We start from the raw sequence: 15,476 nt of genomic DNA, 5'->3' as shown, positions 1-15,476 counted from the left end.
GGACGACGACGCCTATCATTGAATCGTCTGTGAGGGCGGGCGGCTCCAGGCCTGAAGGCCGGTACTGGCGGGAAGATGCTACGGACAGCCGGGGAGTCGCCGAAAAAGCAGCGCGCAGCATAACACCGAAGACACCCGCCGATCATGGCCGGAGACCGTGGATCCGCGGAATCCACGGCTCATGAATGAGCAGCATTAGACAAAGGTGGTGTCGAAATACTTCGAGTCCGCCCGAGCGCGGCTAAAATCGGTACACTCCCCGCCCCGTTGCCGAGACCCATTCGACTACCCAGCACAGCATGCGACGCACAAAGGAAGATTCTGAAAAAACCCGTACGGCCATCCTCCTGGCCGCCGAGGAACTGTTCCTGGAAAAAGGCGTGTCCCATACCAGCCTGGAACAGATCGCCAGGGCCGCCGGGGTGACCCGTGGCGCCGTCTACTGGCACTTCCAGAACAAGGCCCACCTGTTCAACGAGATGCTCAACCAGGTACGCCTGCCGCCGGAGCAACTCACCGAGCGCCTGTCCGGCTGCGATGGCAGCGACCCGCTGCGCTCGCTCTACGACCTCTGCCTGGAGGCCGTGCAATCGTTGCTGACGCAGGAGAAGAAGCGCCGCATCCTGACCATCCTGATGCAACGTTGCGAATTCACCGAGGAACTGCGCGAGGCGCAGGAACGCAACAACGCCTTCGTGCAGATGTTCATCGAACTCTGCGAGCAGTTGTTCGCCCGCGACGAATGCCGTGTGCGGCTGCATCCGGGCATGACCCCGAGGATCGCCTCGCGCGCCTTGCACGCGCTGATCCTGGGCCTGTTCAACGACTGGTTGCGCGACCCGCGCCTGTTCGATCCGGATACGGACGCGGAACACCTGCTGGAGCCGATGTTCCGTGGCCTGGTGCGCGACTGGGGTCAGGCCAGCTCGGCGCCGTAGCCCTCCTCGCGGATCGCCTCGAGTACCTGGGCGCTGTCGAGCCGGCTGGCGACCCGGACTTCGCCGGCGCCAAGATCCACCTGGACGTCCGCCGCCGAATCCTTCGCCTGCACCGCATGGGTGATCGCCCGTACGCAGTGGCCGCAGGTCATGCCCTGAACCTTGAAGACTTGCATGGTATTGCCTCCTGTTGGTCATCGATGGGGCGATTTTCGACCTTGACATGGTGTCAAGGTCAATCCTCGAAATATCCGGTAACCGACAAAGCGTCAAGAACGGGTAAAGGCGGAGTAAAGAGGCTTAAACCCTACAAAGCACATGGTTAACATGTTCACCTTGTTCTTCACGAGGTAGAACCATGTCCATCCGCCGCTATTCCCCGTCACAGATCGCCCTGCACTGGCTCAGCGCCGTCGCGGTCCTGCTGATCATCGCCCTGCCCTACGGCGCCGACTTCTTCGCCGGCCTGCTCGGCGGCAAGGGCAACGTCTTCACCCTGCACAAGTCGCTGGGCGTGGCGGTACTCCTGCTGACCCTGACACGCCTGGCGCTGCGCCGCGTCCAGGGTGTCCCGGATACCCTGGAGGGGAACCCGGACTGGCAGCGCGCGGCCGCCAAGGCCGGGCATTTCCTGCTGTACGCGGTGCTGATCGTCATGCCGCTCTCCGGCATGCTCGCCGGCAAGCGTCCGCTGGACCTGTTCTGGCTGGTGCAGATCGGCCCGTTCGACCTGCCGGAAGCCTTCAAGGCGTTCGCCGGCGGCACCCACGTCACCGTCCAGTACCTGCTTTTCGCGCTGATCCTCGGCCACGCCGCCGCGGCCATCTGGCACCACCGCGTGCAGAAGGACGACGTACTGCGCGCCATGCTGCCGCAACGCGGCGCCTGACCCCAGCGACGGACGGGCACGCGGATGCCCGTCCCGACTTGTCCCGGACCCCGGCTTCGGCCAAGCTTTTCCCTACGCCCCCCGCCGCCGAGGCCCGCCATGTTCCCCATCCTTCGCCCGCTGCTCCATACCGCTGCCCTGGCCTGCGCCCTCCCGGCGCTCGCCGCGGACCCGCAACCGGCCAGCGGCGGCTGGGCGCAACCCGACCCGGCGCCGATCGGCTATGCGGTGCTGAACGTTTCCCGCGAGCGGGTCGAGTCCGGCACTGCCTGCGATGTCGGCCTGTACGTCCACGACGAACTGGTCGGCAACCTGCAACCGGGCGCCAGCCTGGCCCTGAACCTGCAACCCGGCGCGGTGGACGTGCGTCTTGCGCCGAACGGTCCTGGCGACGCCTGCCGGAACGGCATGACCATCCTCGCCGGACAGACCCTGACCCTGCGCGCCGGGGAGATCCGCAACCTGCGCATTACCCTCGGTGCGGGCGGGCTCTACCTGGCGCCGGTGGCGGATGGGTACTGAGGGGTAGCGACTTGCCGTGGGGCATTCGCCATGACTCAGGGCACGAAGGTGGCGTTTCGGCACCGGGTGCACGGGGACTGCCTGGCGGGCCGTGAATGCGTGCACTGGCCCCCAGCTCCCGTCGCTACCTGCACGGCACTAAGGGGGGAAGCTGTTGCTTAGCGCTTGAGCGGGCGTCGTGCTTGCCTTGGCCTCTTGTTTCGCCTTTCCAGGCGAGTTCCTTCTGCAAGCGTCCAAAAGACTCGCCCTGCCACTCGGAGGGCATGCCAGGAGCCCGATCCGTAGGGCGAATAACCGCTTGCGGTTATCCGCCGGCTCTCCGGGGCATCGGCGGATACCGCCTGTGGCGGTATTCGCCCTACGTGACTATATCGCTCGCGATTTCTTAGCTACACGGCAGTGAGGGGGGGCGCTGTTGCTTAGCGCTTGAGCGGGCGTCTGTAGTGGTCAACCCATCCCGGACAGTGGGTTGAGTTTTTCTTCGGCCACCGCAGGTGGTAACCCGTCGTTGAATTGATGCGGCCTGATCCAGTTGTAGCGGTGCATCAAGTAATGACTGATGTCCCGTTGGGCCTCCTGCGCCGTCAGGTAACCCGTTGACGGGACCCACTCCGACTTCAGACTGCGGAACAGGCGCTCCATCGGCGAGTTATCCCAGCAATTCCCCCGACGGCTCATGCTCTGCTGCATCCGATAGCGCCAGAGCCGTTGCCGAAACAGGCGGCTGGCGTACTGGCTGCCCTGGTCTGAATGGAACAGCACCTGCTGTGGCCTGCCGCGCTGTTCGTAGGCCATGTCCAGGGCCTTGATCACCAGTTCGGCATCCGGCTTGGCCGAGAACGCCCAGCCGATCACCCGCCGGGTATGCAGATCCAGCACCGCGGCCAGGTAGTGCCAACGGCCTTGCGCCCAGACGTAGGTGATGTCGCCACACCACACCTGATTGGGATGCTCGGTCGCGAATTTGCGGTTCAGCCGATTCGGGATATCCGGCCGCTCAACCGTGGCCTGTTTGTAGGCGTGCGAGCCCGGTTGCTTGCTGACCAGGCCCAGCTCACGCATCAACCGACGCACTCGGAAACGGCCGATGGTCACGCCCTCTTCGCGCAGCATGCCCAGAATGCTGCGGCTGCCGGCCGAGCCCCGACTCTGGCTGAACAACTGGTTGACTTGGCTGCGTAGCGCCACGCGGCGAGCATCGACACGCCGCCGTCGAAGACGGTGGACGTAGTAGCAAGACCGCGCCACATCGAAAGCTGAACAGACCACTTCCACCGACTCCTGCTCACTCAACTGGTCTATCAGCGCGTACGATCGAGTTCGTCCGACATCAAGAGAGCGGTAGCCTTTTTTAATATCGCTTTCTCCCGCTCCAATCGGTTGATCCGGGCTTCCAGCTCCTGGATCTTTTGCTGCTCAGGCGTCAACGCCTTGCTCTTCGGGGTCACACCCTGGCGCTCCGCCTCGAGCTGCTTCACCCAACGGCGCAAGGCCGAATCCACCACCCCCAGCGAACGGCAGGCGTCGATATGGCTGTAGCCTTGGTCCAACACCAGGGCCGCGGCCTCTCGTTTGAACTCGGCGGAAAACGTACGTCGTTGCTTGCTCATCAGACACCTCTCTCACGGCGAGGATTCTCGCCTAAATCGGTGTCCGGGATCAGTAGACCACTACAGTCATGTTTGGTGGTCAAGCTGTTTTCTGTGCCTGCCTTGACCTCTTGTTTCGCCTTCCCAGGCGAGTTCCTTTTGCAAGCGTCCAAAAGGAACCAAAAGACTCGCCCCGGCATCCTGCCACTCGTCCCCCTCCGCAACGATTCCGCTCGGCCTCCTGACGGGGCGGGTTTGCCGCCCCACCACTTGGAGGGCAAGCCTCACTTCGTGCATGCCAGGAACCCGATCCGTAGGGCGGATAACCGCAAGCGGTTATTCACTCTACGGATCAGGGCTTCGGTATGTGGAAGTCTGGCATGCACGAGGTCATCCCCCTCCTGAAGCGCCCCTCAGCCCAATCGAATCCTTCCGCTCGCCACCAGCACCGCATGCCCGGCGATACTCACCCGCTCGCCCTCCAACCGGCACCACAGCTCGCCGCCGCGCGCCGAGCACTGCTGGGCGGTCAGCGACAGTTTGTTCAAGCGCTGGGCCCAGTAGGGAATCAGGCTGCAATGCGCGGAGCCGGTGACCGGGTCTTCGTCGACGCCCATCGCCGGGGCGAAGAAGCGCGAGACGAAATCCTTCTGCAGGCCCCGCGCGGTGACGATCACTCCACGCCAGGGCAGCCGCGCCAGGGCCGCGAAGTCGGGGCGACAGGCGCGCACCGCCTCTTCGGACTCGAGCAGCACCAGCAGCTTGTCGGTGGAGCCCAGCACGTCCACCGGCGGCAGGCCCAGGGCCTGCTCCAGCTCGACGGTGCTACCGACCTCGCTCGGATACTGCGCGGGGAAATCCAGGACCAGCCGCTCGTCCTCGCGGTTGACCCGCAGCGCACCGGAGCGCGAGATGAATTCCAGGCGCTCGCCCGGCTCGTCGTAGACCTCGAACAGTACGTGGGCCGCAGCCAGTGTGGCGTGGCCGCAGAGCGCCACCTCGACGCTCGGGGTGAACCAGCGGATCCGCCAGGCCTCTCCTTCGCGAACGACGAAGGCAGTCTCGGAGAGGTTGTGCTCGGTCGCGATCATCTGCATCAGCTCGTCCGCCAGCCAGGCGTCGAGGCGATAGACCACGGCGGGATTGCCGCTGAACGGGCGGGAAGAAAACGCGTCGACCTGGTGGAACTCGAGCTGCATGGCAGATCTCCTGGGAATGATCGCCACAGCATGCCGCCGCAGGCTCCGGGATGGGCGATACAGTGCGATCTTTTCCGATCGTAACAGTGGGACTTCGCTCTGCCTTCGACCCATTGCCCGAGCGGGCGTTTGCGGCGACCTGCCGGCGTTGTGAAGCCGCCGGCAAAAACGCCGCCTTTTTCCGCGAAACGCCGCTCAGGCCTCGCTGCGCACCCGTCGCACCGCGTTCTGCCAGCCGGCGTAGAGTTCGCCGCGGCGCTCCTCGGCCATGTGTGCGGCGAAGCGGCGCTGCAGGTGCCAGTGGCTGGCGATGTCGTCCAGGTCACGATAGAAGCCGGCCTTCAGCCCGGCCATGTAGGCCACGCCGAGGGCGGTGGTCTCGGTGACTTCCGGGCGCTCCACGGTGACGCCAAGGATGTCGGTGAGGAATTGCATCACCCAGTTGTTCACCACCATCCCGCCGTCCACCCGCAGCGCGCTGGGCGGCGTGCCGTCCTGGCGCATCGCTTCGAGCAGGTCGCGGGTCTGGTAGCAGACCGATTGCAGACCGGCGGTGACGATCTCCTTGATTCCGGTGTCGCGGGTCAGGCCGAAGATCGCGCCGCGCGCCTTCGGGTCCCAGTAGGGCGCGCCGAGGCCGGTGAAGGCCGGCACCAGGTAGACGCCGTTGGAGTCGCCGGCCTGGATCGCCAGGGCTTCGCTTTCGTGGGCGTGGTCGATCAGCTTGATGCCGTCGCGCAGCCATTGCACCGCGGCGCCGGCGACGAAGATGCTGCCCTCCACCGCGTAGCTGACCTTGCCGTCCAGACGGTAGCCGACCGTGGTGAGCAGGCGGTTCTTCGAGGTCACCGGCTGCTCGCCGGTGTTCTGGATCATGAAGCAGCCGGTGCCGTAGGTGCTCTTCACCATGCCCGGCTGGAAGCAGGCCTGGCCGATCAGCGCGGCCTGCTGGTCGCCGGCCATGCCCAGCACCGGGATCGCCGCGCCAAGCAGCGACGGCTCGCTGACGCCGAACTCCGCCGCGCAGTCGAGTACCTCCGGCAGCAGGCTGCGCGGGATCTCGAACAGCGCCAGCAATTCCTCGTCCCAGTCCTGGCTGTGGATGTTGAACAGCAGGGTGCGCGAAGCGTTGGTCGCGTCGGTGCGATGGGAGCGGCCGCCGGTCAGGCGCCAGAGCAGGAAGCAGTCGACGGTGCCGAAGCGCAGCTCGCCGCGTTCGGCGCGCTGGCGGGCGCCGGGCACGTTGTCGAGGATCCAGCGCAGCTTGGTGGCGGAGAAATACGGATCGATCAGCAGCCCGGTACGCGCGCTGACGTTCGCTTCGTGGCCGGCGGCCTTGAGTTCGGCACAGTAGTCGGCGGTACGACGATCCTGCCAGACGATGGCCGGGTGGATCAGGTCGCCGCTGGCGGCGTCCCAGACCAGCGTGGTCTCGCGCTGGTTGGTGATGCCGATGGCGGCGATGTCGGCCGCGCGCAAGCCCTTGCGGGCGAGCGCGTCGCGACAGACCTGGAGGGTGGTCAGCCAGATTTCCTCGCCGTCGTGTTCCACCCAGCCGTCCTTCGGGAAGTACTGCTTGAATTCCTGCTGGCAGCTCGCCACCGGCAAGCCCTGGGCACTGAACACGATGGCGCGGGAGCTGGTGGTGCCCTGGTCGATGGCGAGGAGATAGTGGGACATGGAAAACCTGACAGATTGAAAAGTAAGACGAATGCCGACCGCTAGGCCGGCGGGATTAGCGGCTCATTCGCGGCCGATGGCGGCGAACGAACCCTGGGTCAGCTGGGCCAGCACCTCGGCCGCCAGCTCCACTTCCAGCCCGCGCCGTCCTGCGCTGACATGGATGCTCGGGTACTGCCGCGCGCTTTCATCGATGAAGGTACGCAGGCGCTTCTTCTGCCCCAGCGGGCTGATCCCGCCCACCAGGTAGCCGGTGGCCCGCTGCGCCGCCTGCGGATCGGCCATGTCGGCCTTCTTCGCCCCCGCCGCATGGGCCAGGGCCTTCAGGTCGAGACTGCCGATCACCGGTACCACCGCCACCAGCAGCTCGCCCTTCTCCGTGGCGGCGAGCAGCGTCTTGAACACCCGCTGCGGGTCCAGGCCGAGCTTTTCCGCGGCCTCCAGGCCATAGGAAGGTGCCTTGGGGTCGTGGCTGTAGCTGAGCACCTTGTGCGCGGCGCGGGCCTTTTTCAGCAGGTCGATGGCAGGGGTCATGGTCACTCCCGGAGAAGAACGTTGGCTGAAAACCGGCGCCTACCTTAAGCCATCGCCGCCCCTGCTGCACGGGCGCCGATGCCGCGGCCCGCGTGCCTCGGTAGCGATATTCGATTGGCCGCGAAAACGAAACCGGAGGGTCGTTTTTCGGACAAACGTTCATCTTCGCGCTTTGACAGCATTCCTTTGTGAATATATTTTTTCGAAACTGAACAATTTTCACGGCTGCCCGCCATAATTACAAGAACAGACAAGAGAGGCCCCATGACCACCGCCGCCCCGACCCCGTCCCTGTTCGGCCAATGCCTGGCCGAGTTCCTCGGCACCGCCCTCCTCATCTTCTTCGGCACTGGTTGCGTCGCGGCCCTGAAGGTCGCCGGCGCCAGCTTCGGCCTATGGGAAATCAGCATCATCTGGGGGGTCGGCGTGAGCATGGCGATCTACCTCAGCGCCGGCGTCTCCGGCGCCCACCTGAACCCGGCGGTGAGCATCGCGCTATGGCTGTTCGCCGGCTTCGAGGGGCGCAAGCTGCCGTTCTACATCACCGCCCAGGTGGCCGGTGCGTTCTGCGCCGCAGCGCTGGTCTACACCCTCTACAGCAGCCTGTTCATCGAGTTCGAACAGGCGCAGAACATCGTCCGCGGCAGCCAGGACAGCCTGGCCCTGGCCTCGGTGTTCTCCACCTATCCGTACCCGGCGCTGTCGGTCGGCCAGGCGTTCCTCGTCGAAGTGGTGATCACCGCCATCCTCATGGCGGTGATCATGGCTCTTACCGACGACGGCAACGGCCTGCCGCGCGGTCCGTTGGCGCCGCTGCTGATCGGCCTGCTGATCGCCGTGATCGGCAGCGCCATGGGCCCGCTGACCGGTTTCGCGATGAACCCGGCGCGCGACTTCGGCCCCAAGCTGATGACCTACCTGGCCGGCTGGGGGCCCATCGCCTTCACCGGCGGCCGCGAGATTCCCTACTTCCTGGTGCCGATCTTCGCCCCGATCCTCGGTGCCTGCCTCGGCGCCGGCGGCTATCGTGTACTGATCGCGCGCCATCTGCCGAGCGCCGCGGCGCCCGCCGAAGCCGAGCCGGAGAAGGTTCGCGCTTCCTGACCGCCCGCTCTTTCCTGCCATAGCCACAAGGCCACAGCCATGACCGACAAGCACAACAAGAAATACGTCGTCGCCCTGGACCAGGGCACCACCAGCTCCCGCGCCATCGTCTTCGACCGCGATGCCAACGTGGTCAGCCAGGCCCAGCGCGAGTTCGCCCAGTTCTATCCGCAGGCCGGCTGGGTCGAGCACGACCCGATGGAAATCTGGGCCACGCAGAGTTCGACCCTGGTCGAGGCCCTCGCCCAGGCCAGCATCGAGCACGACCAGGTGGCCGCCATCGGCATCACCAACCAGCGCGAGACCACGGTGGTCTGGGACCGTCACAGCGGTCGGCCGATCCACAACGCCATCGTCTGGCAGTGCCGGCGCAGCGCGGCGATCTGCGCGCAGCTCAAGCGCGACGGGCTGGAAGACTACATCCGCGAAACCACCGGTCTGGTCACCGACCCGTACTTTTCCGGGACCAAGCTGAAGTGGATCCTCGACAACGTCGAAGGCGCCCGCGAACGCGCGCGCAACGGCGACCTGTTGTTCGGCACCATCGACACCTGGCTGATCTGGAAGCTCACCGAAGGCAAGGTCCACGTCACCGACTACACCAATGCCTCGCGGACCATGCTGTTCAACATCCACAGCCTCGACTGGGACGCACGGATGCTCGAGGTGCTCGACATTCCCCGCTCGATGCTGCCCGAGGTGCGCAACTCTTCGGAGGTCTACGGCAACGCCCGGATCGGCGGGGTCGGCGGCGGCGAGCTGCCGATCGCCGGGATCGCCGGCGACCAGCAGGCCGCCCTGTTCGGCCAGATGTGCGTGGAACCGGGCCAGGCGAAGAACACCTACGGCACCGGCTGCTTCCTGCTGATGCACACCGGCGACAAGGCGGTGAAGTCCACCCATGGCCTGCTCACCACCATCGCCTGCGGTCCGCGCGGCGAGGTCGGCTACGCCCTGGAGGGCGCGGTGTTCAACGGCGGCTCCACGGTGCAGTGGTTGCGCGACGAACTGAAGGTGATCAACGACTCCTTCGATTCCGAATACTTCGCCACCAAGGTCAAGGACAGCAACGGCGTCTACCTGGTACCGGCCTTCACCGGACTCGGCGCGCCCTATTGGGACCCCTATGCGCGCGGCGCAGTGTTCGGCCTGACCCGTGGAGTCAAGGCCGACCACCTGATCCGCGCCACCCTGGAATCCATCGCCTACCAGACCCGCGACGTGCTCGACGCCATGCAGCGCGATGCCGGCGAACGCCTGCGCGCTCTGCGCGTCGACGGCGGGGCGGTGGCCAACAACTTCCTCATGCAGTTCCAGGCCGACATCCTCGGCACCCGCGTGGAACGTCCGGTGATGCGCGAGACCACCGCCCTCGGCGCCGCCTACCTGGCCGGCCTGGCCTGCGGCTTCTGGAGCAGCCTCGACGAGCTGAAGAGCAAGGCGGTGATCGAGCGGGTGTTCGAGCCGGAGTGCGACGAGCCCCGGCGCGAAAAGCTCTATGCCGGCTGGAAGAAAGCAGTGGAGCGCACTCGCGGCTGGGACGACGGCGAACTGTGACGAACTGGCGCCATTCGTCCGCCGCGATGCGGCGAATGGCGTGTTCCCCGGCGCCGCTCTGGCATGCCCTGGGTAACGTTTGCGCGCGGCGGCCGGGTGCCGCCGCGGCGCCCTCTACGACTCATGCACGGCTGACAACGGCCCCCCGCGTGCGGCATTCTTGGCGACTTTCCAGGGTCCCGGCCCGGCAGCACGAGAACAACCCATGAACCTGCCCCCCCGACAGCAAAGCATCATCGAGGAGGTCCGCGAGCGCGGTTACCTGAGCATCGAGGAGATGGCGCAGATGTTCGCGGTCACCCCGCAGACCATCCGCCGCGACATCAACCAGCTCGCCGAACAGGGACTGCTGCGCCGCTACCACGGCGGTGCGGCCTACGATTCGAGCATCGAGAACACCGCCTACACCATGCGCGCCGACCAGATGCGCGACGAGAAGCAGCGCATCGCCGAAGCCGTGGCCAGCCTGGTGCCGGACAACGCCTCGCTGTTCATCAACATCGGCACCACCACCGAGGCCATCGCCCGCGCCCTGCTCAACCACCGCAATCTGAAGATCATCACCAACAACCTGCACGTGGCCGCCACCCTCAGCGCCAAGGAAGACTTCGAAGTGCTGGTCGCCGGCGGCACCGTACGCAGCGACGGCGGCATCGTCGGCCAGGCCGCGGTGGACTTCATCCAGCAGTTCCGCGTCGACTTCGCCCTGGTCGGCATCAGCGGCATCGACGAGGATGGCAGCCTGCTCGACTTCGACTACCAGGAAGTGCGCGTATCCCAGGCGATCATCGACAACGCGCGGCAAGTGTTCCTGGCCGCCGACTCGAGCAAGTTCGGGCGCAACGCGGTGGTCCGCCTGGGACCGATCTCGCTGGTCAACCGGGTCATCAGCGACAGCCCGCCGCCCGCCGCCATCGCCCGCCTGATGGCACAGCACAAGGTTCACCTGGACCTGGTCTGAGGCATTTCCCCTGCCACGGCGCCGTTCGGCGCCGTGAATGTTCGTTTCAGAAAAACCACCTGCCGCCCCCATCCATGCGCCGCGATCCTCGGCGGCCGCTTTCCCGCATGCGGAAGAGGGGCTGTTCCCGCGCGGACGGGCAAACCGGTAGCGCCCGGGCAACCCTTCGAAATTGAAAAAGCCTGGTGAATCGGGCTGGTCAATAACTGCGCAATCGACTAAGCTATTTTCGAATTCGAACAAAACTACGTTCACTTTCGACTTCAGGGCCTTTCACATGAGTCAAGCGCACACCCCCTCCGCTCCACTCGCCGAAGTCTACGATGTCGCCGTGGTCGGCGGTGGCATCAACGGTGTAGGGATCGCCGCCGACGCAGCCGGGCGCGGCCTGTCCGTGTTCCTTTGCGAACAGCACGACCTGGCCCAGCACACCTCCTCGGCCAGCAGCAAGCTGATCCACGGCGGCCTGCGCTACCTCGAACACTACGAATTCCGCCTGGTCCGCGAAGCCCTGGCCGAGCGCGAGGTCCTGCTGGCCAAGGCGCCGCACATCGTCAAGCCGCTGCGCTTCGTCCTGCCGCACCGTCCGCACCTGCGCCCGGCCTGGATGATCCGCGCCGGCCTGTTCCTCTACGATCACCTCGGCAAGCGCGAGAAGCTTCCCGCCTCGCGCGGCCTGCGCTTCACCGGCAGCAGCCCGCTGAAGGCCGAGATCCGCCGTGGCTTCGAGTACTCCGACTGCGCGGTGGACGATGCGCGCCTGGTGGTGCTCAACGCGATCTCCGCCCGCGAGCACGGCGCCCACGTCCATACCCGCACCCGCTGCGTCAGCGCCCGTCGCAGCAAGGGACTCTGGCACCTGCACCTGGAGCGCAGCGACGGCAGCCTGTATTCGATCCGCGCCCGCGCCCTGGTGAACGCCGCCGGCCCCTGGGTGGCGCGCTTCATCCAGGACGACCTGAAACAGAAGTCGCCCTACGGTATCCGCCTGATCCAGGGCAGCCACATCATCGTGCCGAAGCTGTACGAAGGCGAGCACGCCTACATCCTGCAGAACGAAGACCGCCGCATCGTCTTCGCCATCCCCTATCTGGACCGTTTCACCATGATCGGCACCACCGATCGCGAGTACCAGGGCGACCCGGCCAAGGTGGCGATCAGCGAAGAGGAAACCGCCTACCTGCTGCAAGTGGTGAACGCCCACTTCAAGCAGCAACTCGCGGCCGCCGACATCCTGCACAGCTTCGCCGGCGTGCGTCCGCTGTGCGACGACGAGTCCGACGAGCCTTCGGCGATCACCCGCGACTACACCCTGTCGCTCTCCGCCGGCAACGGCGAGCCGCCGCTGCTCTCGGTGTTCGGCGGCAAGCTGACCACCTACCGCAAGCTGGCCGAATCGGCGCTGGCGCAGCTCCAGCCGTTCTTCGCCAATCTCGGCCCGACCTGGACCGCCAAGGCACCGCTGCCGGGCGGCGAGCAGATGCAGAGCGTCGAGGCGCTCACCGAGCAACTGGCCAACCGCTACGCCTGGCTCGACCGCGAACTGGCGCTGCGCTGGGCGCGCACCTACGGCACCCGGGTGTGGCGCCTGCTGGACGGGGTCAATGGCGAAGCCGATCTTGGCGAGCACCTGGGCGGCGGCCTGTATGCCCGCGAAGTGGACTACCTGTGCAAGCACGAGTGGGCCCAGGACGCCGAGGACATCCTCTGGCGCCGCAGCAAGCTCGGCCTGTTCCTCTCGCCGAGCCAGCAGGTGCGCCTCGGCCAGTACCTGCAGAGCGAGCATCCGCATCGCCCGCGGGTGCATGCGGCCTGATCGCCAGCCAGAAACGTCGAGGCCCGCTTTTGCGGGCCTCGTTCGTTATGGAAGGGTACGGGACGATCCGGGCATAATGCGCGACGCCACCAAGCCGGTGGCGCCGCCGCAGTCGAGAATCCCGTGGACCTGATGTTCAAGGCGCTGATCGGCGCCGCCGTGGTCGTGCTCCTCGCCGTCCTGTCGAAGACCCGCAACTACTACATCGCCGGCCTGGTGCCGCTGTTTCCCACCTTCGCCCTGATTGCCCACTACATCGTCGGCAAGGGCCGTTCGCTGGACGACCTGAAGACCACCATCGTCTTCGGCATGTGGTCGATCATCCCCTACTTCGTCTATCTCGCCGCGCTCTACCTGCTGGTCGAGCGCTTCCGCCTGGAGACCTCGCTGGCCCTGGCGGCGCTGGCCTGGCTGGTGGCGGCAAGCGTGCTGGTGGGCCTCTGGGTACGCCTGCACGCCTGAGACCGCGAGCGCGGCTTCAGAGCTGGACGACGCTGGCCTGCCGATGGGCCTTCAGGTAAGGCACCACCGCCGCCAGCAACGGCTCCTTGAAGGCTTCCTGGAAGCGATGGGCGAGACCGGGGATCAGCTTCAGCTCCGAGCCACGGATATGCGCCGCCACGTGCACGCCGTGCATCACCGGCAGCAGCGGATCGGCGGTGCCATGGATCACCAGGGTCGGCACCTGCAGACGGTTCAGCAGCGGCACCCGGCTGGGTTCGGCGAGGATTGCCAGCAATTGCCGCTGCACGCCTTCCGGGTTGAACGCGCGGTCGTAGGAACGTGCGGCCTGCAACAGAAGTTGCTGGCGATCGTCGCGCACTTCCGGGCTGCCCAGCGCCGCCAGCAGGTCGGCCTGCTGCTCGACCGCCTGCTCGCGGCTGGCCGCCTCGCGCCGCGCCAGCAGGCGCAGCAGCGACTCGCTGGGCGCCGGCAGGCCTTCGGCGCCGGAGCTGGTCATCACCAGGGTCAGGCTGAGCAGGCGCTGCGGCGCCATGTCGGCGATGTGCTGGGCGATCATCCCGCCCATGCTGGCGCCGAGCACATGGGCCTGGGGGATATCCAGCGCGTCGAGCAGATGCAGGGCATCGCCGGCCATGTCGGTGAGGGTATAGGGCGCGCTGACCGGCAGGCCGAGGCGATAACGCACCACTTCGTAGGTCAGCCGCGAGCTGGGCACCGGCACGTTCCAGGCCGACAGGCCGACGTCGCGGTTGTCGTAGCGGATCACCCGGAAGCCTTGCTCGCACAGGGCGCTGACCACCTCGTCCGGCCAGTGGATCAGTTGCCCGCCCAGGCCCATCACCAGCAGCAGGGCCGGATCGCTGTCGCGGCCGATGCTCTGGTAGGCCAGGCGCACGTCGCCCAGTTCGACCGTCTCGGTAGGTACGCGTGCGTCGCAACGCGCCGCCGCAAAGGAGGAGAGGCTGCACAACAAGGCGGCCAGGAAGATGAAAGCACGCATGAAGAAAACCCAGAACGCAAAACCCCAGTGGAGCGCGATTCTGATTAAATTTCGTCCAGCGCGCTGCCACAGTAGCGTGACAGTTTGATGAATGCCGCCAGGCGGTCGTGGCGTTGTGGCTCTGCGGCGTTGCGCCGCTGCTCCGGGCCGCCGTCCCGTGTGCCGGGCTATTCTCCCCGTCGCTCCACGATCGCGCGCTCTGCGGGATCGAGGCCATCGCTTGTCGACAGCCCCTGGCGTATGAGACAAACTCAACGAATCCGCACCGCTATCAAGTTTTGCTCATACAGAGGCCGCCATGCTCGAACTTCGCCACCTCAAGACCCTGCACGCGCTGCGCGAAGCCGACAGCCTGGTGGAAGCCGCCGAGCGCCTGCACCTTACCCAGTCGGCGCTGTCGCACCAGTTCAAGGAACTGGAAGAGCGCCTGGGCATGCAGTTGTTCGTGCGCAAGACCAAGCCGGTACGCTTCACCAGCGCCGGGCTGCGCCTGCTGCAACTGGCCGACTCGCTGCTGCCCCAACTGCGCACCGCCGAGCGCGACCTGGCGCGGCTCGCCGGCGGTACCGCCGGACGCCTGCACATGGCCATCGAATGCCACAGTTGCTTCCAGTGGCTGATGCCGACCATCGACCAGTTCCGCGACGCCTGGCCGGAAGTCGAACTGGACCTGGCCTCGGGCTTCTCCTTCGCGCCGCTGCCGGCCCTGGCCCGCGGTGACCTCGACCTGGTGGTGACCGCCGACCCGGTCGAGTTGCCCGGCATCACCTACGTGCCACTGTTCACCTACGAAGCGCTGCTGGCGGTGGCCAACCAGCATGCCCTGGCTGGCCGGCCGTACGTCGTCCCGGAGGATCTGGAGCGGGAAACCCTGATCACCTATCCGGTGGAACGCGACCGTCTCGACGTCTTCACCCGCTTCCTCGACCCCGCCGACGTGGAGCCGGCGCAGGTGCGCATAGCCGAGCTGACCGTGATGATGATGCAACTGGTGGCCTCCGGTCGCGGCGTCTGCTGCCTGCCGAACTGGGCCCTGCACGAGTACAGCTCGCGCGGCTACGTGACGGCCCGGCGCCTCGGTGAAAAGGGCCTGTACTGCACGCTCTTCGCCGCCATCCGCACGGACATGTTCGATGCGCCATTCATGCGCGACTTCCTGCTCACCGCCAAGGACACCTCCTTCGCCACCCTCGAAGGGGTCAGCGCCGCCAAGGGCTGAGCG

15 protein-coding genes are annotated in these 15,476 nt (G+C 66.3%); 9 read left to right on the top strand and 6 right to left on the bottom strand.

Annotation, left to right across the window (positions count from 1 at the left end; all coding sequences use genetic code 11):
* The first annotated feature begins 299 nt into the window (after positions 1 to 299).
* The gene (gene nalD / locus M6E97_RS03590; RefSeq protein WP_003092152.1) at positions 300 to 938 is read left to right on the top strand and encodes an efflux system transcriptional repressor NalD; all 639 of its coding nucleotides are present in this window, start codon (positions 300 to 302) and stop codon (positions 936 to 938) included.
* Here nalD and M6E97_RS03585 read toward each other — a convergent pair.
* Positions 917 to 1,114, bottom strand: a complete 198-nt coding sequence (locus tag M6E97_RS03585; protein ID WP_003111818.1) for a heavy-metal-associated domain-containing protein — start codon at positions 1,112 to 1,114, stop codon at positions 917 to 919. The two genes, nalD and M6E97_RS03585, sit on opposite strands and share 22 nt — an antisense overlap.
* A gap of 182 nt (positions 1,115 to 1,296) precedes the next feature.
* On the opposite strand from M6E97_RS03585, the gene M6E97_RS03580 reads away from it, so the two are divergent.
* Both M6E97_RS03580 and M6E97_RS03575 read left to right on the top strand, forming a co-directional pair.
* A complete protein-coding gene (locus tag M6E97_RS03580) occupies positions 1,297 to 1,827 on the top strand; it encodes a cytochrome b (RefSeq protein WP_003092155.1) in 531 nt (176 codons plus the stop codon).
* A gap of 99 nt (positions 1,828 to 1,926) precedes the next feature.
* Positions 1,927 to 2,349: a hypothetical protein gene (locus tag M6E97_RS03575; RefSeq protein ID WP_003117503.1), complete on the top strand. Its 423-nt coding sequence runs from the start codon at positions 1,927 to 1,929 to the stop codon at positions 2,347 to 2,349.
* A gap of 447 nt (positions 2,350 to 2,796) precedes the next feature.
* Here the strand turns inward: M6E97_RS03575 and M6E97_RS03570 are convergent.
* The 4 genes from M6E97_RS03570 to ybaK form a co-directional block, all read right to left on the bottom strand.
* Positions 2,797 to 3,959 (bottom strand): IS3-like element IS222 family transposase gene (locus tag M6E97_RS03570; RefSeq protein WP_087920907.1). Its coding sequence is split into 2 segments (ribosomal slippage): positions 2,797 to 3,704 and positions 3,704 to 3,959, totalling 1,164 coding nucleotides; the frame shifts between segments, so codons are not numbered across the junction.
* Between the two features lie 392 nt (positions 3,960 to 4,351).
* Complete coding sequence (locus M6E97_RS03565) at positions 4,352 to 5,137, bottom strand: PhzF family phenazine biosynthesis protein (RefSeq protein WP_003159513.1); 786 nt, start codon at positions 5,135 to 5,137, stop codon at positions 4,352 to 4,354.
* A 195-nt stretch (positions 5,138 to 5,332) separates the two neighbouring features.
* On the bottom strand, positions 5,333 to 6,817 hold the full coding sequence (gene glpK / locus M6E97_RS03560; RefSeq protein ID WP_003092161.1) for a glycerol kinase GlpK: 1,485 nt from the start codon (positions 6,815 to 6,817) through the stop codon (positions 5,333 to 5,335).
* A gap of 63 nt (positions 6,818 to 6,880) precedes the next feature.
* Entirely contained in the window at positions 6,881 to 7,351 is a 471-nt protein-coding gene (ybaK, locus tag M6E97_RS03555; RefSeq protein WP_003098459.1) for a Cys-tRNA(Pro) deacylase, read from the bottom strand.
* Positions 7,352 to 7,615: 264 nt separating this feature from the next.
* Here ybaK and glpF point away from each other — a divergent pair, with 264 nt between their 5' ends.
* The 5 genes from glpF to M6E97_RS03530 all read left to right on the top strand — a co-directional run bounded on the left by glpF (position 7,616) and on the right by M6E97_RS03530 (position 13,251).
* Positions 7,616 to 8,455 carry a glycerol uptake facilitator protein GlpF gene (gene glpF, locus M6E97_RS03550; protein WP_033938406.1) on the top strand — a complete coding sequence of 280 codons (840 nt, stop codon included), beginning with the start codon at positions 7,616 to 7,618 and terminating at the stop codon, positions 8,453 to 8,455.
* Positions 8,456 to 8,494: 39 nt separating this feature from the next.
* Positions 8,495 to 10,012, top strand: coding sequence for a glycerol kinase GlpK (glpK, locus tag M6E97_RS03545; RefSeq protein WP_003092168.1), 1,518 nt, complete (start codon positions 8,495 to 8,497; stop codon positions 10,010 to 10,012).
* Between the two features lie 205 nt (positions 10,013 to 10,217).
* Complete coding sequence (locus M6E97_RS03540; protein ID WP_003092173.1) at positions 10,218 to 10,973, top strand: DeoR/GlpR family transcriptional regulator; 756 nt, start codon at positions 10,218 to 10,220, stop codon at positions 10,971 to 10,973.
* 277 nt (positions 10,974 to 11,250) lie between these two features.
* Positions 11,251 to 12,789, top strand: coding sequence for a glycerol-3-phosphate dehydrogenase (glpD, locus tag M6E97_RS03535; protein WP_003129991.1), 1,539 nt, complete (start codon positions 11,251 to 11,253; stop codon positions 12,787 to 12,789).
* A 132-nt stretch (positions 12,790 to 12,921) separates the two neighbouring features.
* The gene (locus M6E97_RS03530; protein WP_003119370.1) at positions 12,922 to 13,251 is read left to right on the top strand and encodes a GlpM family protein; all 330 of its coding nucleotides are present in this window, start codon (positions 12,922 to 12,924) and stop codon (positions 13,249 to 13,251) included.
* 16 nt (positions 13,252 to 13,267) lie between these two features.
* Here M6E97_RS03530 and M6E97_RS03525 read toward each other — a convergent pair whose 3' ends face one another.
* Positions 13,268 to 14,254, bottom strand: a complete 987-nt coding sequence (locus M6E97_RS03525; RefSeq protein ID WP_003098462.1) for an alpha/beta fold hydrolase — start codon at positions 14,252 to 14,254, stop codon at positions 13,268 to 13,270.
* 298 nt (positions 14,255 to 14,552) lie between these two features.
* Here M6E97_RS03525 and metR point away from each other — a divergent pair, with 298 nt between their 5' ends.
* On the top strand, positions 14,553 to 15,473 hold the full coding sequence (gene metR, locus M6E97_RS03520) for a transcriptional regulator MetR (protein WP_003092181.1): 921 nt from the start codon (positions 14,553 to 14,555) through the stop codon (positions 15,471 to 15,473).
* Positions 15,474 to 15,476: the final 3 nt, after the last annotated feature.

Origin of the sequence: Pseudomonas sp. B111, assembly GCF_026428275.1 — a bacterium.
Classification (GTDB): domain Bacteria; phylum Pseudomonadota; class Gammaproteobacteria; order Pseudomonadales; family Pseudomonadaceae; genus Pseudomonas; species Pseudomonas aeruginosa.
The sequence above is the reverse complement of the archived record's forward strand: the minus strand, read 5'-3'. Positions and strand labels throughout refer to the sequence as shown.

Bases quoted from the DNA above. Each gene is read 5' to 3' on its own strand.
- M6E97_RS03565 (WP_003159513.1), bottom strand. From the start codon at position 5,137: ATGCAGCTCGAGTTCCACCAGGTCGACGCGTTTTCTTCCCGCCCGTTC.
- M6E97_RS03540 (WP_003092173.1), top strand. From the start codon at position 10,218: ATGAACCTGCCCCCCCGACAGCAAAGCATCATCGAGGAGGTCCGCGAG.
- M6E97_RS03530 (WP_003119370.1), top strand. From the start codon at position 12,922: ATGTTCAAGGCGCTGATCGGCGCCGCCGTGGTCGTGCTCCTCGCCGTC.
- M6E97_RS03525 (WP_003098462.1), bottom strand. From the start codon at position 14,254: ATGCGTGCTTTCATCTTCCTGGCCGCCTTGTTGTGCAGCCTCTCCTCC.
- glpF (WP_033938406.1), top strand. From the start codon at position 7,616: ATGACCACCGCCGCCCCGACCCCGTCCCTGTTCGGCCAATGCCTGGCC.
- M6E97_RS03585 (WP_003111818.1), bottom strand. From the start codon at position 1,114: ATGCAAGTCTTCAAGGTTCAGGGCATGACCTGCGGCCACTGCGTACGG.
- ybaK (WP_003098459.1), bottom strand. From the start codon at position 7,351: ATGACCCCTGCCATCGACCTGCTGAAAAAGGCCCGCGCCGCGCACAAG.
- glpK (WP_003092161.1), bottom strand. From the start codon at position 6,817: ATGTCCCACTATCTCCTCGCCATCGACCAGGGCACCACCAGCTCCCGC.
- M6E97_RS03575 (WP_003117503.1), top strand. From the start codon at position 1,927: ATGTTCCCCATCCTTCGCCCGCTGCTCCATACCGCTGCCCTGGCCTGC.
- metR (WP_003092181.1), top strand. From the start codon at position 14,553: ATGCTCGAACTTCGCCACCTCAAGACCCTGCACGCGCTGCGCGAAGCC.
- M6E97_RS03580 (WP_003092155.1), top strand. From the start codon at position 1,297: ATGTCCATCCGCCGCTATTCCCCGTCACAGATCGCCCTGCACTGGCTC.
- glpK (WP_003092168.1), top strand. From the start codon at position 8,495: ATGACCGACAAGCACAACAAGAAATACGTCGTCGCCCTGGACCAGGGC.
- glpD (WP_003129991.1), top strand. From the start codon at position 11,251: ATGAGTCAAGCGCACACCCCCTCCGCTCCACTCGCCGAAGTCTACGAT.
- nalD (WP_003092152.1), top strand. From the start codon at position 300: ATGCGACGCACAAAGGAAGATTCTGAAAAAACCCGTACGGCCATCCTC.